The organism is Natribaculum luteum, assembly GCF_023008545.1.
GTDB classification, from domain to species: Archaea; Halobacteriota; Halobacteria; order Halobacteriales; family Natrialbaceae; genus Natribaculum; species Natribaculum luteum.
Map to the genome: position 1 here is coordinate 193,512 of NZ_CP095397.1, position 26,585 is coordinate 220,096.

The 26,585-nt window shown below is 64.8% G+C and carries 30 protein-coding genes and 1 pseudogene; 12 read left to right on the forward strand and 19 right to left on the reverse strand.

The genetic code is table 11. From position 1 onward, the window contains the following. Positions 1 to 7 precede the first annotated feature (7 nt). The 3 genes from MU558_RS01070 to MU558_RS01080 form a co-directional block, all read right to left on the reverse strand. Positions 8 to 1,177, reverse strand: coding sequence for a CaiB/BaiF CoA transferase family protein (locus MU558_RS01070; RefSeq protein WP_246971196.1), 1,170 nt, complete (start codon positions 1,175 to 1,177; stop codon positions 8 to 10). Between the two features lie 49 nt (positions 1,178 to 1,226). Further along, positions 1,227 to 2,594 (reverse strand): phosphohexomutase domain-containing protein, encoded by a 1,368-nt coding sequence (locus tag MU558_RS01075; protein WP_246971199.1) that lies wholly within the window; start codon positions 2,592 to 2,594, stop codon positions 1,227 to 1,229. A 66-nt stretch (positions 2,595 to 2,660) separates the two neighbouring features. Further along, the gene (locus MU558_RS01080; RefSeq protein WP_246971201.1) at positions 2,661 to 3,299 is read right to left on the reverse strand and encodes a MaoC family dehydratase; all 639 of its coding nucleotides are present in this window, start codon (positions 3,297 to 3,299) and stop codon (positions 2,661 to 2,663) included. A gap of 260 nt (positions 3,300 to 3,559) precedes the next feature. Here MU558_RS01080 and MU558_RS01085 point away from each other — a divergent pair, with 260 nt between their 5' ends. The 5 genes from MU558_RS01085 to MU558_RS01105 all read left to right on the forward strand — a co-directional run bounded on the left by MU558_RS01085 (position 3,560) and on the right by MU558_RS01105 (position 7,171). Then, the gene (locus MU558_RS01085; RefSeq protein WP_246971202.1) at positions 3,560 to 3,874 is read left to right on the forward strand and encodes an AbrB/MazE/SpoVT family DNA-binding domain-containing protein; all 315 of its coding nucleotides are present in this window, start codon (positions 3,560 to 3,562) and stop codon (positions 3,872 to 3,874) included. 2 nt (positions 3,875 to 3,876) lie between these two features. Next, a complete protein-coding gene (locus MU558_RS01090; RefSeq protein ID WP_246971203.1) occupies positions 3,877 to 4,362 on the forward strand; it encodes a hypothetical protein in 486 nt (161 codons plus the stop codon). A gap of 39 nt (positions 4,363 to 4,401) precedes the next feature. Continuing rightward, positions 4,402 to 4,944: a poly(R)-hydroxyalkanoic acid synthase subunit PhaE gene (locus MU558_RS01095; protein ID WP_246971204.1), complete on the forward strand. Its 543-nt coding sequence runs from the start codon at positions 4,402 to 4,404 to the stop codon at positions 4,942 to 4,944. Further along, the gene (gene phaC, locus MU558_RS01100; RefSeq protein ID WP_246971205.1) at positions 4,941 to 6,308 is read left to right on the forward strand and encodes a class III poly(R)-hydroxyalkanoic acid synthase subunit PhaC; all 1,368 of its coding nucleotides are present in this window, start codon (positions 4,941 to 4,943) and stop codon (positions 6,306 to 6,308) included. Before MU558_RS01095 ends, phaC begins: the two co-directional genes overlap by 4 nt. Positions 6,309 to 6,427: 119 nt before the next feature. Then, entirely contained in the window at positions 6,428 to 7,171 is a 744-nt protein-coding gene (locus tag MU558_RS01105) for a beta-ketoacyl-ACP reductase (RefSeq protein ID WP_246971206.1), read from the forward strand. 36 nt (positions 7,172 to 7,207) lie between these two features. Here MU558_RS01105 and MU558_RS01110 read toward each other — a convergent pair whose 3' ends face one another. Further along, complete coding sequence (locus MU558_RS01110) at positions 7,208 to 8,236, reverse strand: NAD(P)H-dependent flavin oxidoreductase (protein ID WP_246971207.1); 1,029 nt, start codon at positions 8,234 to 8,236, stop codon at positions 7,208 to 7,210. A gap of 210 nt (positions 8,237 to 8,446) precedes the next feature. Between MU558_RS01110 and MU558_RS01115 the strand changes: the two genes are divergently transcribed. Both MU558_RS01115 and MU558_RS01120 read left to right on the forward strand, forming a co-directional pair. Then, positions 8,447 to 9,199 carry a proteasome subunit alpha gene (locus tag MU558_RS01115; RefSeq protein WP_246971209.1) on the forward strand — a complete coding sequence of 251 codons (753 nt, stop codon included), beginning with the start codon at positions 8,447 to 8,449 and terminating at the stop codon, positions 9,197 to 9,199. A 1-nt stretch (position 9,200) separates the two neighbouring features. Then, a complete protein-coding gene (locus MU558_RS01120) occupies positions 9,201 to 9,941 on the forward strand; it encodes an archaeal proteasome endopeptidase complex subunit alpha (RefSeq protein ID WP_246971212.1) in 741 nt (246 codons plus the stop codon). 3 nt (positions 9,942 to 9,944) lie between these two features. Here the strand turns inward: MU558_RS01120 and MU558_RS01125 are convergent, their stop codons facing one another. From MU558_RS01125 to MU558_RS01150, 6 genes are all read right to left on the reverse strand, one after another. Next, the gene (locus MU558_RS01125; protein WP_246971214.1) at positions 9,945 to 10,925 is read right to left on the reverse strand and encodes a DUF7351 domain-containing protein; all 981 of its coding nucleotides are present in this window, start codon (positions 10,923 to 10,925) and stop codon (positions 9,945 to 9,947) included. 75 nt (positions 10,926 to 11,000) lie between these two features. Further along, on the reverse strand, positions 11,001 to 11,495 hold the full coding sequence (moaC, locus tag MU558_RS01130; RefSeq protein ID WP_246971216.1) for a cyclic pyranopterin monophosphate synthase MoaC: 495 nt from the start codon (positions 11,493 to 11,495) through the stop codon (positions 11,001 to 11,003). Further along, positions 11,488 to 12,915: an NAD(P)H-hydrate dehydratase gene (locus MU558_RS01135; protein ID WP_246971218.1), complete on the reverse strand. Its 1,428-nt coding sequence runs from the start codon at positions 12,913 to 12,915 to the stop codon at positions 11,488 to 11,490. The genes moaC and MU558_RS01135 overlap by 8 nt, the downstream gene beginning before the upstream one ends. 45 nt (positions 12,916 to 12,960) lie before the next feature. Continuing rightward, a complete protein-coding gene (locus tag MU558_RS01140; RefSeq protein ID WP_246971220.1) occupies positions 12,961 to 13,401 on the reverse strand; it encodes a twin-arginine translocation signal domain-containing protein in 441 nt (146 codons plus the stop codon). Between the two features lie 73 nt (positions 13,402 to 13,474). Further along, positions 13,475 to 13,753, reverse strand: coding sequence for an acylphosphatase (locus MU558_RS01145; protein ID WP_246971222.1), 279 nt, complete (start codon positions 13,751 to 13,753; stop codon positions 13,475 to 13,477). An 89-nt stretch (positions 13,754 to 13,842) separates the two neighbouring features. Next, complete coding sequence (locus MU558_RS01150) at positions 13,843 to 14,811, reverse strand: DNA-3-methyladenine glycosylase family protein (protein ID WP_246971225.1); 969 nt, start codon at positions 14,809 to 14,811, stop codon at positions 13,843 to 13,845. A gap of 130 nt (positions 14,812 to 14,941) precedes the next feature. Here MU558_RS01150 and MU558_RS01155 point away from each other — a divergent pair, with 130 nt between their 5' ends. After that, complete coding sequence (locus tag MU558_RS01155) at positions 14,942 to 15,394, forward strand: DUF555 domain-containing protein (protein ID WP_246971228.1); 453 nt, start codon at positions 14,942 to 14,944, stop codon at positions 15,392 to 15,394. A gap of 244 nt (positions 15,395 to 15,638) precedes the next feature. On the opposite strand, the gene MU558_RS01160 is transcribed toward MU558_RS01155, so the two are convergent. The 4 genes from MU558_RS01160 to MU558_RS01175 form a co-directional block, all read right to left on the reverse strand. Then, positions 15,639 to 15,875 (reverse strand): UPF0058 family protein, encoded by a 237-nt coding sequence (locus tag MU558_RS01160; protein WP_246971231.1) that lies wholly within the window; start codon positions 15,873 to 15,875, stop codon positions 15,639 to 15,641. 299 nt (positions 15,876 to 16,174) lie between these two features. Continuing rightward, complete coding sequence (locus MU558_RS01165) at positions 16,175 to 16,354, reverse strand: DUF7836 family putative zinc-binding protein (protein ID WP_246971233.1); 180 nt, start codon at positions 16,352 to 16,354, stop codon at positions 16,175 to 16,177. A 136-nt stretch (positions 16,355 to 16,490) separates the two neighbouring features. Continuing rightward, a complete protein-coding gene (locus MU558_RS01170; RefSeq protein WP_246971235.1) occupies positions 16,491 to 17,465 on the reverse strand; it encodes a transcription initiation factor IIB in 975 nt (324 codons plus the stop codon). Positions 17,466 to 17,683: 218 nt separating this feature from the next. Next, positions 17,684 to 17,968, reverse strand: coding sequence for a DUF357 domain-containing protein (locus MU558_RS01175; RefSeq protein ID WP_246971237.1), 285 nt, complete (start codon positions 17,966 to 17,968; stop codon positions 17,684 to 17,686). A gap of 172 nt (positions 17,969 to 18,140) precedes the next feature. On the opposite strand from MU558_RS01175, the gene MU558_RS01180 reads away from it, so the two are divergent. After that, positions 18,141 to 19,484, forward strand: a complete 1,344-nt coding sequence (locus MU558_RS01180; RefSeq protein ID WP_246971240.1) for an FAD-dependent oxidoreductase — start codon at positions 18,141 to 18,143, stop codon at positions 19,482 to 19,484. A 206-nt stretch (positions 19,485 to 19,690) separates the two neighbouring features. Here MU558_RS01180 and MU558_RS01185 read toward each other — a convergent pair whose 3' ends face one another. From MU558_RS01185 to MU558_RS01200, 5 genes and pseudogenes are all read right to left on the reverse strand, one after another. Next, complete coding sequence (locus MU558_RS01185; protein ID WP_246971242.1) at positions 19,691 to 21,643, reverse strand: BGTF surface domain-containing protein; 1,953 nt, start codon at positions 21,641 to 21,643, stop codon at positions 19,691 to 19,693. Between the two features lie 369 nt (positions 21,644 to 22,012). Continuing rightward, positions 22,013 to 22,114 (reverse strand): annotated as a pseudogene (locus MU558_RS23350) (surface glycoprotein); the annotation flags it as partial. 813 nt (positions 22,115 to 22,927) lie between these two features. Continuing rightward, entirely contained in the window at positions 22,928 to 23,152 is a 225-nt protein-coding gene (locus MU558_RS01190; RefSeq protein ID WP_246971244.1) for a MarR family transcriptional regulator, read from the reverse strand. 462 nt (positions 23,153 to 23,614) lie between these two features. Continuing rightward, positions 23,615 to 23,890 carry a MarR family transcriptional regulator gene (locus MU558_RS01195; protein WP_246971247.1) on the reverse strand — a complete coding sequence of 92 codons (276 nt, stop codon included), beginning with the start codon at positions 23,888 to 23,890 and terminating at the stop codon, positions 23,615 to 23,617. A 204-nt stretch (positions 23,891 to 24,094) separates the two neighbouring features. After that, complete coding sequence (locus tag MU558_RS01200) at positions 24,095 to 24,355, reverse strand: winged-helix domain-containing protein (protein ID WP_246975059.1); 261 nt, start codon at positions 24,353 to 24,355, stop codon at positions 24,095 to 24,097. 253 nt (positions 24,356 to 24,608) lie between these two features. On the opposite strand from MU558_RS01200, the gene MU558_RS01205 reads away from it, so the two are divergent. Genes MU558_RS01205 through MU558_RS01215 form a run of 3 tightly spaced genes read left to right on the forward strand, consistent with a single transcriptional unit; the run spans position 24,609 to position 26,321 of the window. After that, the gene (locus tag MU558_RS01205; RefSeq protein ID WP_246971250.1) at positions 24,609 to 25,136 is read left to right on the forward strand and encodes a helix-turn-helix transcriptional regulator; all 528 of its coding nucleotides are present in this window, start codon (positions 24,609 to 24,611) and stop codon (positions 25,134 to 25,136) included. Then, entirely contained in the window at positions 25,133 to 25,447 is a 315-nt protein-coding gene (locus MU558_RS01210) for a hypothetical protein (RefSeq protein WP_246971253.1), read from the forward strand. The genes MU558_RS01205 and MU558_RS01210 overlap by 4 nt, the downstream gene beginning before the upstream one ends. Beyond that, the gene (locus MU558_RS01215; protein WP_246971256.1) at positions 25,440 to 26,321 is read left to right on the forward strand and encodes a DUF8008 family protein; all 882 of its coding nucleotides are present in this window, start codon (positions 25,440 to 25,442) and stop codon (positions 26,319 to 26,321) included. Before MU558_RS01210 ends, MU558_RS01215 begins: the two co-directional genes overlap by 8 nt. Positions 26,322 to 26,585 lie beyond the last annotated feature (264 nt).

The following is a 26,585-nucleotide window of genomic DNA, read 5'->3' on the forward strand; positions in this document are numbered from 1 at the left end:
GCCGGACCTAGTCGCGTCGGTCGCTACTGCCGCCCGTCGACTCGAGCAGGCGATCGATCTCCTCGTCTGCGAACCCGAACTCGGCGAGGACCTCGGCGGTGTGGGATCCGTGGCAGGGAAGCGCGGAGCGATCCGGTGTACCGTTGGCGTCGACCGGCGACTCGATCCCTGGCGGCGCTTCCCGTCGTACCGTTCCCCGCGTCTCGTACTGCGGGTGCTCGAGCGCCTCCCGCGGCGTCAACACTGGCTCGACTGGGATTTCGGGGTCGTCGAGAGCGACCCACTCCTCGCGGGTTCGACTCGCGAACAGTTCCTCGAGTTCTTCCCGGAGCACCGCCCGCTCGGCGGGGTCGTCGGTTCCGTGGGTCGACTCGAGGTCGGGGCGGTCGACGGCGCGACAGAACGCCGTCCAGAACTTCCGCTCGAGCGCCGCGAACGTGACGTACCGGCCGTCGGCGGTTTCGTAGACGTCGTACCAGGGGAGCGCGCCGGTCAGTGGCGTCTCGCCCGGTCGGGGGTCGTCGCCGAGGGCGGCCGGCAGGGTCACGACCTGCGAGAACGACAGGACGGCATCGGAAAGCGAGAGGTCGAGGTGGGTTCCGGTGCCGTCGCCGAGTTCCCGCGAGAGCAGTGCGGAGACGATACCGAAGGCGGCGGTCAGCCCGCCGGCCATGTCCGCGATCGGGTAGCCGGGAATCCGCGGCGCTTCGTCGGCGTCCGCCCGGGTCATGTCCAGCAGCCCGGCGAGACCGACGTAGTTCAGGTCGTGGCCGGCCCGGTCGCGGTGCGGCCCCTCGCGCCCGTAGCCGGTCAGCGAGCAGTAGACCAGTCCCGGATTGTGCTCGCCGACCGTCTCGTAGTCGATCCCGAGGCGCTCGGTCACGCCCGGACGGAAGCTCTCGACCAGGACGTCTGCCTGCGCTAGCATGCGGTAAAGGGCGTCCCGGCCAGTGTCGCTTTTCAGGTCGAGCGTCACGCTTCGCTTGCCACGGTTGACCGCAGCGAACACCGCGCCGACGCCCGAGTCCGTCCGCGGCGGGAGGTCGCGGGCGTAGTCGCCCGTGTCGGGGTCCTCGATCTTGATCACGTCCGCGCCGCAGTCGGCGAGCAACTGGGTCGCGTACGGTCCCGGCAGCAGGCGCGTGAGGTCGAGTACGCACACGTCGTCGAGTCGCATACCCTCGAGACACGTCGGGAGCACTAAAATGTCGGTAGCCAGTCGAGTCTCACCGCTCCTCGTCGATCGCCGCCTCGACGACCTCGCTGACGTCTGCGATCAACTGGTCGACGTCGTCGCTCTCGGCGTAGATCCGGACGTAGGGTTCGGTCCCGCTGGGGCGGACGAGCGTCCAGGCGGCGTCGTCGAACTCGAGTCGGACGCCGTAGTCAGTGTCGACCGCCGCCCCGGGGAAAGCCTCGGGGAGCGCCGTCTCGAGGCGCGCCATCACGGTTTCTTTCGCCTCGTCGGGGCAGTCGACGCTCACCTTGCGGTAGGGGCGTTCGGTCACGGGCTCGCGGAGGGCGTCGGTGCCGCCCGCCTCGACGACGAGCGCGGCGACGAGTGCGGCGCTGGCGATGCCGTCGATCCAGCCGCCGAAGGCGGGGTGGACGTGTTTCCAGGGTTCGGCCGCGAAGACGACCTCGGTGTCCGCGTCGCCGCGTTCGCGCTCTCGAGCGATCCCCTCGTGGAGTGCGCCGAGTCGCACCCGTTCGACGCGTCCGCCGGCGTCGCGAACCAGTTCGTCGATCCGGGCCGAGGCGTTGGGCGTGGTGACGACGACCGGGTCCGCGACGGCGGCCGTCCGGACGTAGGAGGCGGCGACGACAGCGAGGATCGTGTCCTCGTGGATCACGTCGCCGTCGCCGTCGAGGACGACCAGGCGATCGGCGTCGCCGTCGTGGGCCAGCCCGAGGTCGAACGCCCCGTCGGCGAGGAAAGCAGCGAGGTCGGTCAGCGTCTCGGGCGTCGGCTTGCTCTCTCGAGCGGGGAAGTGGCCGTCGACGGTCGCGTTCAGCGCGACCACCTCGGCACCGAGCGACTCGAGGACCTGCGGAGTCGCGAGTGCGCCGACGCCGGTCCCGCAGTCGACGGCGACCGACAGCCCCGAGAGTGGGGTCGCGTCGGTTCCGAACCGGTCGCGGACGTACGTCGCGACGGCGTCGCGGTAGGCGTCGAGCACGTCGAGGCGTTCCGAACGCCCCCACTCGTCCCACGGGGCGAGTTCGGAGTCGCCGACTGCGGCCTCGACGGCCTCCTCCTCGTCGCGGTCGTACTCGACGCCGTCGACGAAGAGCTTGATTCCGTTGTCCGCCGGCGGGTTGTGACTCGCCGTGAGCATCACGCCGTGTCGCCCCTGCGAGGCAAAGGCGAGCGCGGGCGTCGGGACCTGTCCGAGTCGGCGAACGTCGGCCCCGGTACTCTCGAGACCGGCCTCCATCGCCGCCGCGAGCGCCGGCCCCGTCTCGCGGCCGTCACGGCCGACGACGAACGTCTCTCCGGCGACGCCTGCGGCCTGTCCGACCGAGAGTGCCAGCTCCGGCGTCACCTGCTCTTCGACGGGGCCCCGGATTCCTGCCGTCCCGAACAGCGTCATACGCGCTGGTTTACCCGAGGAACTACTTATACTACCGGACAGCAATCGGTGGGTGCTCGAGAGACGCTACTCCTCGGGCAGGTCGTCGATGAGGACGACGGCCTCGCCGTCGACGACGGTCGCGTCGGCGGTTTCGTCGTGGATACGGGTCTCGAGTCGGTACTGGTCGTTTCCGAGGTCTTCGACGATCTCGACGCGAGCGGAGACGCGGTCGCCGATACCGACGGGGCCGCGGAACTCGAGGTCCTGTGAGAGGTAGATGGTCAATCCGGGAAGGCGAGCGAGTGCGGCGCTGATGAGCCCCGACACCAGGGTTCCGTGGACGATTCGTTCGCCGAAGCGACTCTTCGCGGCGAACTCCTCGTCGAGGTGGAGTCGGTTCGTGTCGCCGCTGACCTGCGCGAACGCGCGAACGTCCTCGTCGGTGAGCGTCTTCTCGAAGGTGACGCTGTCGCCGACGCTGATCTCGGCCGAATCGTCGACGGAGCGTTCGAACTCCCAGTCGAGGCGGGAGTACTCGACCGACGGAATCGAGGCGGGGACGGCGTCGGGCTCCGAGCCGTTCTGGGTCGAGAGGGGCGGCAACATCGCCGAGACGGCAGCGCGGTTTGCGGCGGTCGCACTCTGGACGAAGGTACTGGCCATTTTCGTCCATACGTCTGCCATAGTGGAAATGTTACTCCCCCCGGAGTTTTCCTGTGTCATGTATTGTCAGGCTAGGTGTGTGGTCGTTATGATTCCTTTGGTCGGTCCAGACCGGTTTTACCGGAGGTAATCCGCTGTTTGCCAACGTCTGGCGCGTTCGCACCGATCGTGCATTCGTCCGGTGAACCGAACCGCAGTCGAATGGGCTCCGGGTCATCAGCGTCTCGAGCTACCTCATCCAGACATGTAAAACCATTCTATGGCATCAGATGGTATTAGATGGGTAACACTTATTAGCACTCGATACGTAGGTTCTGTCGATGACGGACGACTCCGGCCAGGTGCCCTGGTTGCCTGCGATGTTCACGAAGCAGATGCAGGAAGCCGGCGAGCAGGTCGCCGAATCGCAACAGGAGATGATGAGACAGCTGATGGAGGCCAGTTCCACGACCCCGTTCGACAACCTGTCGAACCTGGGGGCGATGAGCATGGGCACCGCGACGTTCAAAGCCCGCGTCCAGAGCGGTGGCCGGATCAGCATTCCCGAACCCGAACGGGAAGCCCTCGACATCGAAGAGGGAGACATCGTCCAGACCATCGTCGTCCCGATCAAGCGAACCCGCAACCAGGAGTAATCATGACTCAGAACCCGTTTACCCCCGTTTTCGAAGCACAGCGCACCGCGATCGAACAGAGCCAGAGCCTGACTCACGATGCGATCGAGGCCCAGAAGGCCTCGTTCGGCGCGTTCGCCGACGCCGTGTCGGCCTCCGAGTCGCTCGTCGAGCAGAACGCCGAACTCACGAAAGGCGCCGTCCACGCGTACTTCGACGCCCTCGAAGCGAATATGCCCGAGGACGCGGCCGACTTCGACGAGATGCGTGAGATGATCGACGAGCAGTTCGACGCGGCCACCGACACCCAGCTCCAGTCGATGGAGGCCCTCGTCGACGCGATCGAGGAGTCCGGGACGGCCTACGACGAGTTCGCCGACAGCTATGCCGAGATCGTCGACTCCTCGTTCGAGGCCTACCTCGACGCCCACGAGCAGGTAGAGTCGAGCGTCGCAGAGACCGCCGAGAGCGTCGAGGACGCCGCCGGCGAGTTCGACGTCTCGGCGTAGAGACCAACCTTTTCACGTTAGCAGCCCAATTTTTGTCCAATGACAGACTCCCAGCCCCAGACGCAAAACTGGAACGCGTTGGTCGAACAGTGGAACGAACAATTTCTCGAGGCACTCGAGCAGAACATGGAAGCCCAGGCCCAGTTCGTCGAGAGCTGGTCCGAGGCGGTCGAGGAGACGGCCGACGACGTCGAAGCGGCCGAGGGCGTCGAAGGCTACGCCCGCGCGTACGACGCCTGGATGAACGCCTCACAGCAGATGGTCGAACGGATGAACGACGTCGTCGAGGGCGAGGACGTCGACCTCGAGGAGTTTCGCGACATCTGGCTGAACACGGCCAACGAGGCGTTCAAGGAAGTGATGTCGACGACGGCGTTCGCCAGGATGACCGGCGAGACCGTCGGCGACGTCCTCGAAGCCCAGCAGCAGGCCGACGAGGCTGCCGAGACGACCCTGCGCACGCTCGGGTTCGCCACGGAGAGTGACGTCGTCGAGGTCGGCGACCGACTGGTCGAACTCGAGCGCCGCCAGCACGCCGTCGAGCAAAAACTCGACCGCGTTCTCGAGGAACTCCAAGAATGAAGACCCCGTACACGCTCGCGATGGACATGCAACGGCAGGCCTGGGAGGGCGCTGCCGAGATGGCGGAAAAGCTGTCGGTCGCCCCGGACCGGAGCGAGACGCTGAACGAAGTCGAGGTCGGGCAGACGCCACACGAGGTCGTCTACGAGGAGAACAAACTCCACCTCAAACACTACGAGGCCCAGACCGACGAGCAACACGACGTCCCCATCCTGATCGTCTACGCGCTGATCAACCGGCCGTACATCCTCGACCTCCAGCCCGACCGATCGGTCGTCAAAACGTTACTCGAGGAGGGGTTCGACGTCTACCTGATCGACTGGGGCGAGCCCTCCGAACTCGATCGATCGCTCACGCTCGACGACTACGTCACCCGCTACATCGACAACTGCGTCGACGTGGTCCGCGAGCGGTCCGGGCAGGACGCGATCAACGTGCTGGGCTACTGTATGGGCGGCACCATGTCGGCGATGTACACCGCGTTGTTCCCCGAGAAGGTCCGCAACCTCGGGCTGATGGCCGCCGGCCTGTGCTTTACGGGCGAGGGTGGCGTCCTCGAACTCTGGGGCGCAGAGGAGTACTACGACCCCGAAACGGTCACCGAGACGTTCGACAACGTCCCCGCGGAGTTTCTCGACGTCGGGTTCGCGCTGATGGACCCGGTCCAGAACAACCTGACGAAGTACGTCCGCTTCTACGAGAACATGGACGACGAGGACTTCGTCGAGAACTTCGCCCGGATGGAGAAGTGGCTGGCCGACGGCATCGACGTCGCCGGCGAGACCTACGACCAGTTCATCCGCGACGTCTACCAGGAGAACAAGCTGGTCGAGAACGAACTCTACCTCGACGGCAAGCACGTCGACGTCGAGAACATCGACATGCCCGTCCTCCAGATCGTCGCCGAGTACGACCACCTCATCCCGCCGGGTGCCTCGAAACCGTTCAACGAGGCCATCCCGAGCGAGGACACGGAAATCATGGAGTTTCCGACCGGCCACATCGGCATGTCCGTCTCCTCGCGCAGCCACGCCGAACTCTGGCCCGACGTCTGCGAGTGGTTCGAGGAGCGTTCGACGGTCGACGACGAGACCGACGCCGCGGCAACCGAGACAGGAACGGCCGACGACCTCGAGTCGGCGGAGACGGCGGAGACGGCAGAAGCGAACGGTGCAGGCGTCGTGGAAAGCGACGACCTGACCGAACTCACGGGCGTCGGCGAGGCGTACGCCGACGACCTCCGCGCAGCGGGCATCGAGACCTTCGCGGACCTCGCGGCCGCGGACGTCGCCGACCTCGCCAGCGAGACCGGTATCTCCCCGAGTCGGATCGAAGACTGGATCGACCAGGCGAGCGAGCGCTAAACTGTCGCCATTTTCGCTTTTGGCCGTGATCGCAGGGGTTCGCTGTCTGCCCGGAGATTATCATGGTAGTTCGCTCCATAGTTCATTATTTATCGTCGGAGGTTCAACGTGTTTACACCATGTCTATGGAGGGACGGACCTGCGTTATCACTGGTTCGGCACGAGGTATCGGACGCGGAATCGCCGAGCACCTCGGGAGCGAAGGAGCGAACGTCGTCGTAAACTACCGCTCCTCGGAGGGTGCAGCACACGACGCCGTCGAGGCGATCGAAGACAGCGGCGGGAACGCCATCACCGCTCAGGCCGACGTGACGAATCGCGACGAAGTCGAGCGGATGCGGGAGGTCTGCCACGAGGCGTTCGGCCCAGCCGACGTGCTCGTGAACAACGCCGGTCTCACCGCCGACACCCAGTTCGTCGACATGACCCGCGAGGAGTGGGACCGCGTCATCGACGTCAACCTGGGCGGGATGTTCAACTGCACCCAGGAGTTCTACGACGACATCTGGAACGCCGAGGAGGGCCGGCTCATCAACATCTCGAGCGTCGTCGGCAAACAGGGCAACTTCGGCCAGGCCAATTACGCCGCCGCGAAAAGCGGCATGTTCGGCTTCACGCGAACGATCGCACTCGAGCTCGCACAGGGTGGGTCGACCGCCAACTGCGTCGCCCCGGGCTACACGAAGACCGACATGATCGAGTCGGTCCCGGAGAAGGTCCTCGAGCGCATCGTCGCGGGCGTCCCCCTCGAGCGACTGGCGGAGATCGAGGATATCGCCTGCGTCGTTCGCTTCCTCGCCAGCGAGGAGTCGTCGTACATCACCGGCGAAGTGATCGACGTCAACGGCGGAATGGACCTGTAGACGAGACGGTTCGAGTTAGCCGAGCGCCACACTCTGTCACTCCCCGCTGTCCCCACCGGCGAGAGCCGAGAGCCGCTCGCTCGCCTCGAGCGTCTCCGCGACGAGGTCGTCGACGAGGTCGCCGGCGGACGGGACGTCGTCGGCCAGCCCGACGCCCTGCCCGGCGTACAGCGCCATCGCGTCGACGTCACCCGAGACGTCGGGCGTCGCCAGCGCCTCGTCGTATCGCTCGATCGACTCGCCCTCCCCGGTCGTGGCGACGACGTCGTCCTCGCTCGGCCTGTCGCCCGACGGCGGTCGCCCTGCCCCGTCGTAGCGCTCGAGGGTCTCGTTCTCGAGGACGCGGTGGGGCATGCCGGGCCAGCCCTTGTCGAAGACGGTCGTCAGCCGGGTGTCGGTCTCGTCGCTCTCGCGGACGCGCTCGCGGTATCGGTCGGCGACGACTGCCTCCTCGGTGGCGACGAACCGCGTCCCGAGCCAGACGCCGTCGGCTCCGAGCGCGAGCGCCGCCGCGATCCCTCGCCCGTCGGCGATGCCGCCTGCGGCGACGACCGGGACGTCGACCGCGTCCGCGACTCGTGGCACGAGCGCCGTGGTCGCGACCTCGCTGCCGACGTGACCGCCGGCCTCGAGTCCCTGTGCGACGACGACGTCGACGTCCGCCTCGACCGCTCGCCTCGCCGCCGTCGCGCTGGCGACGGTCTGGCAGACGAGGCCGCCGGCGTCGTGGACGGCGTCGACGTACGGCTCCGGATCGCCGAACGAGAAGGAGACGATTTCCGCCCCGGCCTCGAGGACGACCTCGAGGTGACGTGCCGTGTCGTGGACCGTCGTCGCCTCGTCGAGCACGAGGTTGACGGCGAACGGTTCGTCGGTCAGGTCCCGGGTCTCGCGGACGACCCGGTCGGTCTCCTCGAGGTCGCGCCAGGTGACGGCGAGGTGGCCGAGTCCGCCGGCGTTCGACACCGCCGCGGCGAGGTCGGGACAGGTCGCGCTGCCGATCGGTGCCTGGACGATCGGGTACTCGATCTCGAGGCGGTCACAGAGGGGCGTTCGGAGCGTCACGTCGATCACCTCACGAAGAAGGGATTGACACTGATTCGAGAGACGCGATCTGGACAGGAGCCGGTGATCATTGGTCGGCTCATGGTTTCAATTATCCAAGTATTGGTCTTTCGGTGACGCTCTCGACGCGCTGGCCCGGGTTCGTACGCCCCAGTCACTAAAATATATTTTAGCTAACAGTTAATCCGTCGAAGACCCTTCTCTCGGATGATGCGACAAAGAGTTCACGACCGCACCGTCGCCAGAAACGCAGTCGAATCGATCGCCAGTGCAGGAGAAGATCGATTCGCCGTTCCGGCCCGAAGAGATGGACAGACCAACTCGGACGACTCGAGAGCGATCGTCAAGACCGGAACCACGATCCTCGGTGTCGTCGGTGCCGACGTCGCCGTTCTCGCCGCCGACACGCGTGCGAGCCTGGGCGGCCAGTTCGTGACGAATCAGCGGGCTCGAAAGATCGAACCCGTCGACGATCGGATGGCCGTCGCCTTCGCGGGGAGCGTAAGCGATGCTCAGTCGTTCGTTCGACGGCTGCGTGCCGACCTCCAGCTGTACAAACTGCGCCACGGCCGACCAGCGTCGGTCGAGACAGCGGCGACGGTCGCTGGTGACCTCGTTCGACGCGGTCCCTACCGGATACTTGAACTCGTGCTCGCTGGCGTCGACGACGCGCCGGCGCTCTACCAGATCGGTCGTGGCGGCAGCGTCATGCGCACCGAGTACGCGGCAAGCGGCAGTGGTATGCAACTGGCTTACGGAGCTCTCGAAAACGCCTACGAACCCGACCTCGAAGTGACCGCGATTCGCTCTCTCGCCTGTAGCGTCGTTTACAGCGCGACCGAACGGGACACTGCGAGCGGCGACGGCACGACCCTGGCGACGGTTACGGACGACGGCGTCGACCTCGAGACGTTCGATACCCCGGAAGCGGCGGTCGCCGAAACGAGCGAGGAGGTGGCCTGAAATGGACTCGAGTACCCACCAGCAGGCCTACGACCGCGGGAGTACGATCTTTTCGCCGGACGGCCGGCTCTACCAGGTCGAGTACGCACGGGAGGCCGTCGAACGGGGTGCGCCGAGCGTCGGCGTCGTGGCCAACGACTGCACCGTCCTCGCGGCACGAAAACGTGTCCGGTCGCCGCTACTAGAACCGACGTCGGTCGAGAAGGTCCACGCGGTCGACGACCACCTCGCAGTCGCGTCGGCGGGACACGCGGCCGACGCCAGACAGCTCGTCGACGTCGCCCGTCGGGCGAGCCAGCAGCATCGGCTGCGATACGACGAGCCGATCGACGTCGAAATGCTCGCGAAGCGACTCGCCAATCACGTCCAGGAACAGACCCAGACCGGCGGCTCGCGACCGTACGGGGCTGCCCTGCTGGTCGGCGGGCTCGACGTGACCGGCGGAACCGATCGACCGAGGCTGTTCGAGGTCGACCCGAGCGGAACGCCGTACGGCTGGAACGCGGCTGCGATCGGTGAGGGGACGAACGACGTCAGGCAATTCTTCGAAGCGGCGTTCGACGACGAAAGCGGACGCCAGTGGGCGATCGAGACCGCACTCGAAGGACTGGCGGTGACGACCGACGACGATCTCTCGCCCGAAACGCTCGAGGTACGAACGATCGGCTCGCACGGAGGTGGCGTCCAGACCCTTTCCACGGACCGTGTTGCGGACGTGCTCGCCGAAGTCGGCTCGGAGTGACCGTCACCCGTCGGCCGACGAACGCTGCACGTCGACGACCGACGCACGCTCGTCGACGTAGAGCGCAAGCACGTCCCCATCGAGTTCGGTGACGACGCGAACGGCGAGTGGCTCCTCCGAGAGGACCGTCTCGGCCCACTCGTGGCCGACGTTCCAGATCGGCCGGTCCGAGAGGTCTTCGCCGTGTTCGTGGTAGAAGGAGACGACGGCCGGGTGGTCGAGAACGGCGAGCGTCACCGGACACCGAAACTCGATTCCACAACAGTGACACGAGAGCTCCGCCTGGACGTGGTCGTCGTACTCCGCCGGGAGCTCGTCCGCGACGGACGGACTCGGCGTCACGAGTCGCCCGGAGACGTCGCCGCTGCAGTCGGGACAGACGCCGTCGGCGGCGAGTCCGAGTCGGTGGCGATGGTGGCGATCGAACGCCTCCGGAAATCCATCGCCGTGACCCTCGACGCCAGCGGGCGGGAATCCGAGCCGCAACAGCGACCGTCCGCAGTCGTCACAGGCGATCGTCACCACGTTGTCGGTCGATCGGGCCTCGAGTTCCCGTCGGTCACAGAACGGACAGGGATCCTCGAGTTCGACCGGCGGCTGATCGACGCGGTGGGTGTACGCCCCGGTGGCGATTGCTCTGGCGATCCGCTCACCTGCGTAGGTTAGCTCGTAGCCGTCATCGTAGTGGTGGAGGTACGAGCCGACGAGTTGCTCGATGTGGTAGGCGAACCCGGCGGAGGTATCGACGCCGGATTCTTCGAACAGCGTCGAGAAGGCGACTCGGGACGGTCCGTCGCCGTCGGTCCGCTCGAGCATCGTCTCGATGATATCCATCCGGATCTCGTTTCCGAGTGCCTGAAACGCGTCGCTCGGGTCCGAAACGCGTTCCACTCGCGCCGTCTCTGTGGTCGGCGAGGCAATCGACGCGCTCGAATCCGGCCCGCCGCCCCGTCGTCCCATCGACGGCTCGTCGACCTCGTCCATAGAGACGCTTTGACACGGACGGAGAAGTAAGTTCTCAAACTGACACTCGATTCGCTTCGACCGGGAACCGGCGGACTACGGCGTTCGTTTCTCTTTCTCGAGCACTCGCACGTTCTCGATGCCCGTGTCGGGGTACTGGCCCTCGTCGTCTTTCTCGATCGCCTTCACCATGTCCCAGACGACGTTCAGGCCGGTCGTGACGCCCTCGAGGGCTTCCATCTCACAGCCCGTCTTGCCCGTCGTCTCGACCGCCACCTCGAGTTCGACGCGGTCGTCGGCGAGGTCGAACGCGGTGTCGACGTTCGTGATCGGGATCTGGTGGCACATCGGGATCGTCTCCCAGGTGTGCTTGACGGCCTGGATCGCACCAATGCGGGCCGTCGCGAGCACGTCACCCTTGCCGACCTCGTCGGCGCGGATCGCCTCGACGGTCGACGGCTGGAGTCGGATCTCGCCTGCGGCGACCGCTCGCCGCTTCGTGTCGGGTTTGTCGCCGACGTCGACCATCTGGACGTCGCCCTCCTCGGTCGTGTGCGTGAGGTCGTCCGCGCCGGTCTCGTCGTCACTCATCGTCCTCACCCCACAGTGCCGCGGGAATCGCCTCGAGAAGGTCGGAGGCGAGAAAGCCGACGCCGTCTTCCTCGGCGAGTCGTTCGCCCGCCTTCCCGTTGACGTACGCGCCCGCGCAGGCGGCGTCGAACGGGTCGGCGTGCTCGAGCAAGCCGGCGACGATCCCGGCGAGCGTGTCGCCGCTGCCGCCGACGCTCAGTCCGGGGACGCCGGCGCGGTTGATCCGAGTTCGCTCGCCGTCCGTGATCACGTCGTCGACGCCTTTCGCCAGCACGACGTGACCCAGGTCCGCGGCGAGGGCCTCGATCTCGTCGGTCGCCGCGCGCAGGACGTCCGTTTCCGGCCCGCCCATCGCCACGAGTTCCGTCCGGTTGGGCGTACAGACGAGCGTCGCCTCGGTCTCGACCTCGGGGACGATCGACAGCGCGTCGGCGTCGACCACGGCTGGACCCGTATACGAGTCGAGAAAGTCGCGGGCGGCCTCGAGGGTCTCCTCTGCCGTTCCGAGACCGGGACCGAGGATCACGACGTCGTCGTAGCGCTCTGCGGTCTCGACGAGGTCGTCGACCTGCTCGAGCGTGAGGACGTCGCTCTCGTAGGGCTGGACGATGAGGTCCGGGGCGTAGCCCTGGATCTCGCCCGTCACCGACGCGGGCGCGGCGACAAACGAGAGGTCCATTCCGGCACGAAGCGCCGCCTGCGCGGCGAGCGCGGGCGCACCGGTGAAGGGACCGCCGCCGATCACGAACGCCCGGCCCCCGCGCTCGTCGGGTCGCGCGAGCCGACGGTCGCCGGGGCCGACGAACCGTTTGGCGGCCGCCGGGATGCCGATGTCGGCGACGTGGACCTCGGCCTCGAGGTCGGCCATTCCGGGCTTTTCGTCGTGGAAGGTGACGACGTGGTCGGCCTCGACGCCGTTTTCCGCGTGGTCGCCCGCGTCGGCGTCGAACCCCGAGGGGACGTCGACGGCGACGACGGTCGCGTCGGCCTCGTCGATCGCTCGCGCCGCCGTGGCGGCTGGCTCCCGCAGGTCGCCGCTGATCCCCGTTCCGAGCATCGCATCGACGATCACGTCGGCGTCGGGCAGCGAGAACGCACTCGAGTCGGTCACTTCCCGCGTGTCGTACTCGCCGGCCTCGAGCGCCGCCCAGTTCTCGCGGGCGATGGCGGTTCCGATGGTCTCGGCCCGTCCGAGCAACAGCGTCGTGACGTCGTACTCCGCCAGAAAACGCGCGGCGACGAACGCGTCTCCGCCGTTGTTCCCGCGACCGGCGACGATCGCGACGCGAGCGCCCGGATCGACGACTCGCCGGACGACGCGGGCGACGGCGTTCCCGCTCGACTCCATCAGCTGTTTTCGCGTCACGCCAAGCGCCGCGGCGTTCTCGTCGACGGCGGCCATCCGCTCTCCCGTGATCATACTCGACGGTTTACCCGCAGCGGCGAAAAAACGTGTGGGACGACGTTACGGCGCGCGGAGGAGGTGGATGCGCTTGCCGCGGTCGAGGACTGTCGCCTGGTCGTTGATCTGGACGGCGTTGAAGTCCGCTCGACTCGTCCGACCGCCCGCACAGTCGCGGATTCGATCGTCCGTACAGACGTCGATGCCGTACTCGACGTCCGAGAACACCTCCTCGATCCGCGCGTGGTCGTCGTCGGAGATGACCGGCCGCCTGCCCTGCGTGTCCTCGAAGAGCTCGAGTTCGTCGGTCGTCTCGGCGATGTACGTGCCCTGGTTGCTGTCGGCGACGACGGAGTGGACGATGTGTCGGTTCCCGTCGAGGCGGCCGCGGATCCACTTCTCCCAGACGAGCCCGCTGTGAACCGCGTCGTCGGCGACGACGCCCACGACGCCGAGCCCGACGCCCGCGCCCGCAGCTGCCAGCACCTGGCGTCTGGTGACCATACTGACACTCACGACCCCGGCCGAAAGAAGCTACCGTTCTCGATCGTTCCGTCGGGCCACTGGCTGTGGCCGGTCAGTACCTGATCTCGAAACCGTCCTCCCCCTGTGGCGATTCGTCCTCGACCTCGACGTCCTCGACCTCGGCCGCCGGACTCCCCTCGTGGCACCACTCGACCATCGACTCGACGGCGTCCTCGGGGCCCTCGAAGACCGCCTCGACGCGGCCGTCGGCGAGGTTCTTCACCCAGCCGGCGACACCCGCCTCGCGGGCCGCGTCGCGAGTGCTCGCGCGGTAGTAGACGCCCTGTACCGTCCCGGAGACGAAGACGTGCGCTCGCGTTCGCGCTGCCATGTGTGTGACCTCGAGCAGGAACGACAAAAGTCCGGGTCATCGATCGACGGAGGCGACGCCCTGCCGACAGACCGTGACGCAAGACGGTGCTACTCGCCCGTCCGGAGGTGGTGAAAGACGTACGTCTGTGCGTATCCCGCGTATCGGCCGCCGTCGGACGTGTCCGACGAGCCTCCGCTCGCGTCGCTCGCGGAGACGCCGAGTCGCTTGCGGATCGCTCGAGATGTCTCGGCGTAGTTGCCACGGTCGCAGTCGGGGTAGTACTCCTCGATCGCCGTCCTGATCCAGGTGTCGAGGGGGACGGCCTCGTCGAACCCGAGCGAGAACAGACAGACGCAGTCGGCGACCTTGTCGCCGACGCCGACGAACTGCGTGAGGTACTCGCGGGCCTCCTCGTAGGGGAGGTCGCGTGCGTCGCCGGGACAGGCCTCGCCGCTCGCGACCATCTCGGCCGTGCGGACGACGTACGGCGCGCGGTAACCAAGTCCCAGGTCCCGGAGGTCGTCCTCGGTCGCCGACGCGAGCTGGGCCGGCGTCGGGAACGCGTGGTAGGTCTCGCCGTCGAACGCGACCGTATCGCCGTACTCGCGGGCGAGCGCCGAAACCATCCCGTGGATGCGACTGACTCGCATCTGTGCAGAGCAGATAAAGGAGATCAGCGTTCCGAACGGCGGGTCCTCGACCAGCCGCAGCCCACGGTGGGCGTCGTAGGCCTCCCGGAGCAGCGGGTCCTCGGGTGCGGCGGCAACGACGCCCTCGAGGTCGTCCTCGAGGCGCAAGAGCCGCCGAACCAGCCGATCGGCGTCGGTCGTCGACTCCCACTCGAGGCGGCTGTCTCGCTGGCGGACGCGGACGACCTCAGCGGCAGACGAGTCGTCGCCTGCGTCGCCGGTGAAGGTCCCGTCGACGACGGTCGTGTACCACGCGTCGGGATTGCGACTGCCGGTGTACATTTCGCCGTCGCTGCGCCGCCAGAGGTACGTCTGGCCGCTCTCGAGCGTGAGATAGAGGTCGAGTCCACCCGAGAGGTCGTCGATCGGAATCGCGCCCGTCTCCATCGGTTCGTCGATACGGGAGGGGACGCTTGGACCTTTCGAACCGGCGGTTCGGACGGTGTGGCACCACAACCGCAGTCGTTCGTCTCAGACGAGGCGAACCTTCATACTGTAGGCCACACAATATCTAGGTATGAACTGCAGGGTTGTCGTCGAAGCTGCCGTGCCGGTGTTCGACGTAGAGACCGAAGAGGAGGCGATCCGCATCGCCATCTCCAAGACGGGCGAAATGTTGAACCCTGACCTGAACTACGTCGAGATCAACATGGGCGAGCGCACCTCGCCGTCGGGTGAAGAGTTGCCGCCCGCGTTCATCGCCGCGGACGAAGCGCTCGTCGCGCTCGAACTCGAGATGACCGTCTTCAACGTCGAACGCGAGGAGCACGCCTCGCGTATCGCCCGCAAGGAGATCGGTCAGCGCCTCGAGAACATCCCACTCGAGGTACTCGAAGTCGAGGTCCTCGAGGACGAAGAGGACGACCTCGAATCGGACGACGAGGAGGAAGACGTCGACGAGTCGACAGACGAACAGGGTGACGAGGAGTCGGACGACGTCCTTCCGGAGTTCGAGGACCTTCTCGAGTAGCGGCCACGACCGGCAGTTCTTCGCAGTTCATTCGACGTTCCAGGAGCCGAGCGGTTCGATCGTCGATCGTCGATCGGTAACCGGACTGGCAGAGTCGTTGCGGCGAGTAAAGCCGTGTTTATCGATCACGTCCAGTCGGTCGAGTGGTTCTTCCGAGTAAACGGTCAAGAAAGGTATGAATACAACAGTCGAAACGAGTCTCGCCAGTATAGCGTGTCGGTTTCTCGAGGATGCGGCGTCTTACTCAGTCGGCAGTTGCGGCGACTGCTTCTGCTTCGTCTTCACGCATGTGTTCGGTGATTCCCCCGGCGAGTGCAAAAACAGCGGCCTTGTGGTCAGTTTTCGATTTGTGGATCGATGTCGGTCGAATACCGAGCGACTCGTACTCTTCGAGGTCGATCTGACAGTTGTCCCACTCGGCACACTGGTTCGATACCTCCGCAAGAAGGCCGTGGAGGTGGATGAGCTCCTGTTTCTTCATAACCATGCAATCCTACCCACTGCAGGGTTATATTATTATCTTGAGCCTCGTTAGCACGCAACCCGTGTCCGATTTCCGGGATATTTCCCTCGAGGACATACTGAGACCGGAGAACGAGTGACGAGAAATACGATGCTGTCTGGAGGTAATATCTGATTGGACCCACTCAGTGAGAAATTTTGCACAAATTCTGAGTAAAATAGTATCGATAAATACAACATCGCCGGATCAGCTGGGGCGCTCACGGCAAACGATCACGGCGAACGAAAACGAGGGGGACTGTCGTCGGAAAACGAACGTCAGCCAAGTTGTTTTAACGTCCGAAGGTCGCGGTCGGTCCGCGTAAACTCCGACATCCGTCGAGATGCGTGACAGTTCGGACAGTGAAACATCTCGGACGGTTTTGGAAGATCACCCGGCGGAACTTGCCACTCCTTGGCACATTCGGGACACAACAGTTGGACAGTCGTTTCCTCCATGCGATCCACTTTCACACCCGTCGTCAAAAGCTTTGTCGCAGCGCTACCGCTACGCTGGCAGACCCCTCGCGATCGAGCTGGCGTCGGATTACCGCAGCGTCGAGAGAGCGAAAAGAGACGCCGAACGCATCGATATCTACGCCGGCGTCGCCGTGTCGGACGCCTCGAGCAGTTCCTTGTACCGGTTGCGGATGGTCACCTCGGAGATGTTGGCGACCTCGCTGACCTCGTTCTGGGTGACCTTCTCGTTGGTCAGCAGGGCAGCAGCGTACACTGCGGCCGCGGCGAGGCCGACCGGCGACTTGCCCGAGTGGACGCCCTCCGATCGCGCCGAGTCGAGCAGTTCGCGGGCCATGCGCTCGGTCTCGTCCGAGAGGTCGAGCCCGCTGACGAACCGCGGGACGTAGTGTTCCGGGTCGGCGGGCTTGACCTCGAGGCCGAGCTGGCGGACGATGTACCGGTAGGTCCGGGTGAGCTCCATGCGGTCGACGCGGCTGACGGCGCTGATCTCGTCCAGGCTGCGGGGGGTGCCGGCCTGGCGGGCGGCGGCGTACAGCGAGGCGGTGGCGACGCCCTCGATCGAGCGTCCCGGCAGGAGGTCCTCCTCGAGGGCACGGCGGTAGATCACCGACGCCGTCTCGCGGACGTTCTCGGGGAGACCGAGCGCCGAGGCCATGCGGTCGATCTCGCCCAGCGCCTGCTTTAAGTTGCGCTCTTTGCTGTCGCGGGTGCGGAAGCGCTCGTTCCACGTGCGAAGGCGCTGCATCTTCTGGCGCTGGCGACTCGAGAGCGCCTTGCCGTAGGCGTCTTTGTCCTGCCAGCCGATGTTCGTCGACAGGCCCTGGTCGTGCATCATCTTCGTCGTGGGCGCGCCGACGCGGCTCTTCTGGTCTTTCTCGGCGGCATCGAACGCGCGCCACTCCGGCCCGCGGTCGATCTCGTCTTCTTCGACGACCAGGCCACACTCCTCACAGACCGTCTCGGCGTGCTCTGCGTCCGAGACGAGGCGGCCGCCACACTCCGGGCACCGCTCTTCCTCGTCGGCTTGCTGCGTCGACTCCGTCTGGGTCTCTGTCTCGCCAGTGTAAGTTCGGGTAGTTGTATCTGTCATGGTGGGTCGGGGGGTGGGTGGTTACGTGGGACTCCCGGGTGGGGGAACCAGAAGAAACCCGGTCGCCTCAGCTAACATATAGTAAGGCCGAAAGCCATATAAAGTTTTCGCCTACGTAATAAACTGTCCGGATATCCAGTTATATACGTTTCGGATATTGGACCATCGATCGTGATGGTTCGCGACGGCGGTTCGTCGACGCAGGCGAACTGCCGACGTCAGACGGTAAAAAGGTGACCCTCTGTCGGAACGTCGAACAGTCCGACCCGCGCACCCGCGTCGAGCCACGCGTGCCCGTAGGAAAACGCCGCCAGCGCGTTCACGAGGTCGTCTTCCTCGCGGAAGTGCCGGCCATCCTCGAGATACGAGGCTGCCATCTCGCGACACTCCGCGGCCGCCTCGGCCATCGGCGTCCCCTCCGGCGGTGCCACCGTCGCCGCCTCGAGTGCCTCCGCGAGTAACTGTCCGTACCGGTTCGTCTTCTCCTCGAGGTCAGCCGCCATACGTACACGCTCGAGCGGGTGGTCCCTAAGCGCGTCGGCCTGGATCGACAGTCGAGGCGGGCGGAAACGAGAGATCGGGTTTGCGGCGAGCGACGGGACACTCTGTCGCGGTTGGTGTGAGTGATGCTACCGAGCGCAAGGGGTTTACGCCACGTTTCCGTAACGAACACACATGAGCGACCAGCCCCGAGTCGAGATCTACACCAAGAAGTACTGCCCGTACTGTGACATGGCGACGGCCCTCCTCGACGAGAAGGGCGTCGCGTACGAGGAGTACACCGTCACCGGCGACCGCGAGCGATTCGCGGAGATGGTCGACCGCGCCGGCGGCCGACGGACCGCCCCCGAGGTGTTCGTCGACGGCGAGTTGATCGGCGGCTGGGAGGAGACGGCCGCACTCGAGCAGGCCGGCGCACTAGACGAACGACTCGGACTGGACGAGGAGACGCCCGCACGGGCGATCGCAGACGGTGGCGAGGACGACGTCGTCGAACACCGCAGGCTGATCGTCGCCGGGACGGGCATCGCGGGGCTGACGGCGGCGATCTACGCAGCCCGCTCGAACAACGAACCGCTGGTCTTCGAGGGCGACGAACCCGGCGGCCAGCTCACGCTGACGACCGACGTCGCGAACTACCCGGGCTTTCCCGACGGCATCAGCGGGCCGGACCTCGTCAACAGGATGAAAGACCAGGCCACGCAGTTCGGGGCCGAGATCGAAAACGGCGTCCTCGAGGACGTCGACACCTCCCGGCGTCCGTTCTACGTCACGCTGACCAACGGCGACGTCTACACGGCCGACGCCGTCATCGCCGCCTCGGGTGCCAGCGCCCGGACACTCGGCGTCCCCGGCGAGGACCAGCTCATGGGCTACGGCGTCTCGACGTGTGCGACCTGCGACGGCGCGTTCTTCCGCGGCGAAGACATGCTCGTCGTCGGCGGCGGCGACGCCGCCCTGGAGGAGGCGAACTTCCTCACCAAGTTCGCCGACACCGTCTACCTCGTCCACCGCCGCGAGGAGTTTCGCGCCGAGGACTACTGGATCGACCGCCTCGAGGAGAAAGTCGAGGAGGGCGACGTCGAGATCATGAGAAACACCGAACTCGTCGAGATCCACGGCTCCGCCGAGGAGGGCGTCGACCACGTCACCCTCGTCCACAACGAGAAGGGCCACCCCACCGACCGCCTCGAGGACCCCGAAACCGACGAGTTCGACTTCGACGTCGGCGCGGTCTTCCTCGCCATCGGCCACACCCCGAACACGGAGTACCTCGAGGGGACCGACGTCGAAACCGACGCGGAGGGGTACCTCCAGACGAGAGACGGCACCGGCGGCGGCCAGACCGAAACCGACGTCCCCGGCATCTTCGGCGCTGGCGACGTCGTCGACTACCACTACCAGCAGGCCGTCACCGCCGCCGGCATGGGCTCGAAAGCCGCCATCGACGCCGACGATTATCTCGAGGACCTCGAGCGCGCGTCGGGTGAGGCCGAGGCGGCTGCGGACGACGACTGATCGGATACTGTTTTCGCGGTCGATCGCACGTCGAGAGTGCCGTCGGTGACGCAGGCTCGAGTCGGTGTCGGCCGGGTCTCGTGCTCGAGGCGGCGGACTCGCTCGAGAAGCGACCGCCGGGGCTGTCGCTATCGGGTGTAGCGTCCGAAAGAATGAATCCGCAAGGGCCGGATCGAAATCCGGTGGTTCAGCGAGTGTGTGCCGGCTTAGTTCTGGCGGCGGAGTGCCAGCATGGCGGCAGCGAGCATCGCGACGAGGGCGACAGCAACACCGAAGCCGGGCTGGCCTTCGGCGTCGCCGTCGGAGCCGTCGCCACCATCTTCGCTGTCGGTGCCGTCTTCGCCGTCTTCACCGTCGGTGCCGTCTTCGCCGTCTTCGCCGTCTTCACCGTCGGTGCCGTCTTCGCCGTCTTCACCGTCGGTGCCGTCTTCGCCGTCGCCTTCCTCGGCGACAGTGACGGTACCGGAGGCGGAGTCGTCGTCGACGGTGACTTCCCAGCTGACGTCACCCGCTTCGGAGGTCGGGATGTTGTAGCTGAAGGAAGCGTCCTCGCCTGCGGCGAGTTCCTTCGTCGTGTCGTCGACGGTCTCGCCGTTGACAGTGACCGTGAGGTTGGTCGTGCCGTTGGCGTCGCCGTCGTTCGCGAGGGTCACGCCGAGCTCGGCGCTCTCGTTGACGGTGACCTCGGAGGGTGCATCCGTGTCGATCGTGAACTCAGGTTCGGGCTCAGGTTCTTCCTCAGCCGTGCTGATGTTACCGGATGCCTCGACGTCTTCAGCAGCAGCGTCGCCACCAAAGGTGTCGGAGGCCGACAGATCGAACGCGGTACCGGGAGCTTCGCCGCTGAAGTCGAAGTCAGCGGTCCATTCGCCGTTCTCGTCAACCTCTGCGGTGACGATCTTGAAGAACGGGTTGTCGCCGGTGGCTTCCGCGTCGACTTCGATCTGGGTACCGGGTGCGACCGTTGCCGTACCCGTGATGTTCTGACCGTCTGCAGCTTCGACGGTGTAGTCTTCCTGGTCGAACGCGATTTCGCGGTCGACGACCTGGAACGAGGACTCAGCCGTGTCGTCCTCGCTCACGAGGTCGTTGTTTTCACCGACCGTGAACTCGACGTCCCACTGCTTGTCGACTTCGTAATTGTCCGCGTCGAAGACGACGTAGAACGTGCTGTTTTCTTCGTCAGCGTAGTAGCTGCCTGCGAGGCTCTCGGTGCCGTCGATGTTGTCGCCGTTAAGAGCGTACGTGGTAGCCTGTGCGTTCGGACCTGCCTGTGCTGCCGTGATATTCAGGTTGACATCGTGTTCGGGACCGAAGTCCTCGACATCGTTGATGTAACCGTAGAGACCAGTGGCTTCAACCTGGACGATACCGACGTCACCGCTCGCGAAGGACTGCGATTCGCTTGCGTCGTCGAGGATCTCTTCGACCGTTTCATCGGCGAGATCGACTTCGTCACCAGGCGCGGTCGACAGCGTGATACCTTCCGTAGTGCGCTCGTTCAGACGAAGCGTACCACGGTCCCACGTGCGGTCTTCGCTTTCGCTTGCAACTTTCAGGTCGTAGCCGCCACTGATTGCTGCGAGTGGCTGGCTGAGCTTGAAGTCAGTGTGGCGCGTGACGAGTGCATTCTCCCCGTCAGTCGCGATCTGGCCGCCTTCGGTAACTTCGAACGCGTTAGCTTCAGTATCCGTCGTTCCCGCCTTGTACGAATTCATCTCGAGGACGACTTCCTCAGCGTCCTCGTCGACGTCGATCACGGCCGAGGTCTTGTAGTTGACGTCCTCGGAACCGATCGTGACGTTCAGCTGGTCGTTGTTGTAGTTCGCGAGGTCGATCGCGATTTCAGCGTTGTCACCGCGGTCGGCGGTGAAGACGCTGTCGTCAGCGAACTCGACCGTGGTGTCACCAGGGTCTTCGACCGTCATGGTCGCCTCTGCGGTGGCACCCGTGTCGACTGCCTCGAACTCGAGCGTATAGTTCTGTGCCGAGAAGGTGGATTCATCGAACGTGACGTCGAACGTCTCGATGCTCTCCACGTTCTCGATCTGGACGACGTCATCGTCGTCGATGACGCTAACGCCATTAGTTTCCGGGTCGACACCAAGAGCGTCAGCGAGATCACTACCGCTGACGTCGTTGGCGGTCACGTTAAGCACGTAACCGTTACGTGCGGAGTCAAGCGTGACCGTCGAGGTGCCACCGAAGTAGACGCTATCGGTGTCAAACTCAGCGGTGAGGTCCTGGTCGACAACCGAGAAGTTTGCCGTGCCCGCGGTTCCCTCGGTATTCGTCACTTCAAGGGTGTACGAACCAGTACCGATTCTCGACGTGTCGACAGCGACATAGTAGCCGCTGTCGCCATTCTGAACAGCCAGCTCACGAACGAGCTGCCCGTCATCATCGAGAACTGCGGCTTCGTCACCGTCTGCGATAGTATATCCGTCAACGGTGGTTACGTCTTCAGTCTGACCGAGCCAATACCGATCGCCATCGTTGATAGTCCCATCGTCACTGGCGGCCGCTGCCGCACCTGCGAAGGATGCGGTCATGGCGACCACAGAGAGGACCATCATCGCGGCAAAGAACACCGCACGTCCTTTGTCACGATATGAGGTATTTCCTGTCATATTTGTATTTGATCTGTTTTCGGAGTCCCACTCCGGCAACGTCCACAACACGTTACTGCCGAAGCGTACCTCCGAGTGGGTAGGGGTATCCGTTGCTTGCGCCAACTCCGTAATAAGCTTTCTGTATTATATGTCTGCACTGCAATAGGAATTAAGAAGCTAATACCACCGTACGGCATCGGGGTGTTGTCGTATACGAACGAATGCGAAACGAGCGTGACCCGTTCTCAGAGCAGAATATTAATACGGTTTTACTCGAGACCTTCCAGTGACGCGCCAGGTCGGATCGCTTCTGGGTAGGGACGTACCGGTCTGATCCGGCGTGTCCTCTCACTCTCGTAGACGGTCGCCGTTGCCCTAGACGACAGCCCATCGGACTACAGCCCATTGGCTGGTGAACCGCGCTGGCGAGTGCCAAATAATAGCGGGAGTCGATAGAGGAAGACGGTGATTGGCTATTGACGTGATGGTGATCGATCCTCTAGCGACGATCTGGCAAGGAACTCCGACGCGACCATGCGGTCGCCCGGAGTTTCGGTCCCCCTCCCCTGCCAGTTTTCGGTTGCACCCGAACGACAATAAGTCAATTGGCCAAATTGTATAAAAGTGTGATACGGTGTCGGCACCCACTGGTTCACGGGACTACTGGTTCGTAGCGTCGGCGTTCAGATTTCAATCTCGAGGATAGCGCTGCACACAGAAGGTACAACGGGGAGGAACTCCTCGAGCAGTGAACGTAAATCGACCCGCGACAGTCCTACTCCGGCTGCGTCCAGTGCGTTCGACTACGGGACGAAAACACGAGAGACCACGTTACTCACTACGATCGTCCCTCTCACGAGGATCTTCGACGAGTTCGTAGAGGCCTTCGTAGACCTTCTTCGCATTCCCGTGTTCGACGAGTCGCCCGAGTCGGTCTCGGACGTACTGCAGACTATATCCGGTTTCATCAGCGACGTACGGAGCGGTGACACGCCCCTCGTTCAACATATCGAGCAACGCCTCGTCGGCTGGCCCGAGGTCATCTTCGTCGAGCATCGGATCTCGGTCGATACGTGGTACGCACACGTCTAAATGGCCAGTGGCTTTGGACATGTGCCATAGTACATTACCCATAGGTGCTAAGGATTAAGTGACCATGGTACGTACCGACGGCTGAGCACGGGAAGTCGGCCACAGAAACTCGTGGTCGGCAGGCGTTCCAGCGCCTCCGACCGTGCTGGAGCAAACCAGCGTATGAGTATCCGCCTGCGAACCCACGAAACGATTTCGGAAGGAGAGCCGGACGATCACCGCACCGTCGACAGCTACGGACTCGCCGTCACTGGACGTGAGCACGCCAGCGAACCGCAACTGACGGCCACTCGTCGACAACCTCGAGGTCGCCGACATCGTGATCACACTCGAGGAGACCCACGTCCGACGGCGGGACGCTACGATCGAGAGCCTGACGGCACGATGGGTGCAGTTCGGCGCGACGGTTCCGGAACGGCCCCGACGTCACGCGTCGTCCTCGAGGTCACTCGTCTCGAGTTCGTCGACGTCGAGATCGCTCTCGAGGTACGCATACCCCGTCTCAGAGGGCCAGTAGAGGCCCGTTCCGTCTGTTTCGAGAAGACCAACGTCCGACAGGGTTACACACCGCTTGCTCACGTACTGGCGATGGTAACCGATGTTCGCCGACAGGACCTTCGCAGATACCTGGATGTCGCACCCGTCGAAGAACAACAGGATCTCGTAATCGACCGGCTTCATCCACGGGACTCGTTCGACCATCGTTTCGGAGTACCTGGATACTCTCACAGAAAAACTAGTACTATCCAACGGACATATTTCGCCTTCTATAGAGCTAGTAATTCCACGTACGTAGTAGGGATATGGCTACACGCAGACTGGGTTCTCACGTGTTCTGAACCAGTGCGAATCGGTGGTGGAGTCACCGAGTCCCCGAGAAATTTCTGCGATCCGATTTCGATGCGATCACGCACCGTCGTCCTCGAGGTCACCCGCCTCGAGTTCGCCGTCGAGATACGCTCGTCCCGTCTCCGTTATCTGGTAGTATCCCGCTTCGTCGACTTTCTCGAGGAGACCGTGATCCTCCAGTTCGCCGAGTCGCTGTCTGACCGTCGAGTATCCGATCTCGTGTCCGTGCCGGTTGAGATTCCGGTAGAGGGGTTTCGCGGGCAGTTCCAGGTCGTGAGTCTCGAGAAACTCGAGGATGAGTCCGTCTTTCAACGACATCCACTCTGGCCGAGGGCGCATTCGACGGGTGTGTCTGGCCTGCAGACATTAACCTGGGACGGTTCTCGAGCAGTATAGCACATATAGATCTCATTAGTAGCTCAATTACGCTAAAATACAAATGGATCGAACCCATCAACGAACTGTACGGAAGCTACACGCGGACTGGACTCTCACGAGTTCTGAAACAGTGCGGACCGGTGCTGGAACCACCGGGTCCGCGAGAAGCCACCGTATCCAGACTACGGAAGCCATGTTCGACGACGACTCACGGGACCTTCAAACTCCCGACCGACCAGACGCATCGCCACTGACTGCTCGAGCACTCGAGGCCGCCGACCCGCTGCTGTACGCCTGCGAGACGCGCGGCTGTCGCCGACCGACGACGACGGTCACGGCGGACGGCTATCGGTGCCAGGAGTGTGCGACCGCCCTCGAGGAGCGTCCGCTGCTGGCCGACGGCGGCGTCACCTGGACCGATCTCACCGCCTTCCGGCGTGACTGCCTCGAGGCGATCGCGACGCTCGAGACCGCCGGCGAGACGCCGTACGGCCTCGCGATCCAGGACGTCCTCGAGGAACGCTACGGCGAGGTCAATCAGAGCCGACTCTACCTCAACCTCGACGAACTCGTCGACGCCGACCTCGTCGAGAAGAGCACGATCGACCGCCGGACGAACGGCTATCGCCTCACCCCGGCGGGACGGCGGCTCCTCGAGACGCGCGCTCGCCAGCTCGCCGACTGCTGCGGTCTGACCGTCACGGAGGGCGATCGACGATGACCGACGGCAGCCTCCTCGAGGCGATCGACCGGCTGGCTCGCGGCCTCCTCGCGGCCGTCGAACGAGACGACACACTCGAGGCGGAGACCCGACGCGAGGCCAGGCGACACCTCCGGGAGATCCGCGCCGAAGTGGAGGCGACGCGACTCGCGCTGTTCGGCCCGGCGGCCCTCGACGGCGACCCGCCGGCCGACCGGTGCGAAGCCGACGACGACCTCCCGCTGCTCGTCCGCCGTGGCCCCCTGTCGACGTCGTACCTCGGCCCCGATCCAGTTGCGTTCGAACGCCGGCGGGGTGACGACGATGAGTGACCCCGACGTCCGGACCCTCGTGGGAGAACTCGAGGCCCTCCGGGAGCGAAACGACCGCCTCCTCGAGCGCGTCGACGACCTCGAGAGCGACCTCGAGCGGGCGACGGACCGACTCGAGAGCCTCGAGGCGGAAACCGAGACGCTCCGCGAGGAGAACGCCCGCCTCCGCGAGCGCGTCGACGACTGCGAGGCGGCGACAGACCGACTCGACGCGGCGACCGACGCCACGCGCAAACGCACGGGCGCGAACAAGGATCGACTGGAGGAGCTCCAGGCCCGCGAACTCGAGAAGGGCGCACACCTCCGCGCGACGAACGTCGACGAGTACGAGGTCGACGTCGACGGCGGCCGACTCGAGAAGCTCACCAAAGACGACGGGCGGGCGTACTACCGGCTCCCCGAGTCGGCGGACCCACTCGAGCGCGGCGACGTCGCTCTCGCCCACGGCGACCTGCTCCCGATCCAGCAACTCGCCCAGATGGACGAGGAGATGCTCCGATCGACGACGAACGCCCTGCCGACGCGACTCGCGGCGAAGCTCTGGCGTGCCCGCACGGACCCGAACGTGGGCGACGATCCGTGGCAGACCGGCTGTGCGGACATCCGAGAGTACGCGAAAGCGAGCGACATGAAACACTGGATTCGACGGCAGGAACCGGGAACCAGCGACGCGTACGCGAAGAAACTCGTCTCGCGGACGATCGACGCCCTCCTCGAGCTCTCGAAGAACAGGCTCGCCGTCCGCAAGAAGACCGAGCGCAAGAACGGCCTGTCGTACGTGGAACGGCGCGTCATCCTGCCGACGGCCGCCGAGATCCCGGGTGAGACGGCCAGCGACGCGGCGAGGACGGGGACAACTGACGTCCACGGATGACCGTGGCCACGGACGACCGATGCGGTCTGCTGTAACCGATCGAGACCGACGCTCCGACGCGACCCGAGCGGGATCGAACGCTCACAGGAGACGACCGTCGCGATATACTGCCGGACGACACGGTGCAGACGTCGATCGCACGCGAGACGCGATCGAGTAGTCACTGACTGTTGTCCGGTAGTATAGCAGTCGAACGCACGGTCTCGATACTCGCGAGTCCGTCGATCGAGCGGTCGTCGGCGGTCACACCTCGAGACGGCCGGT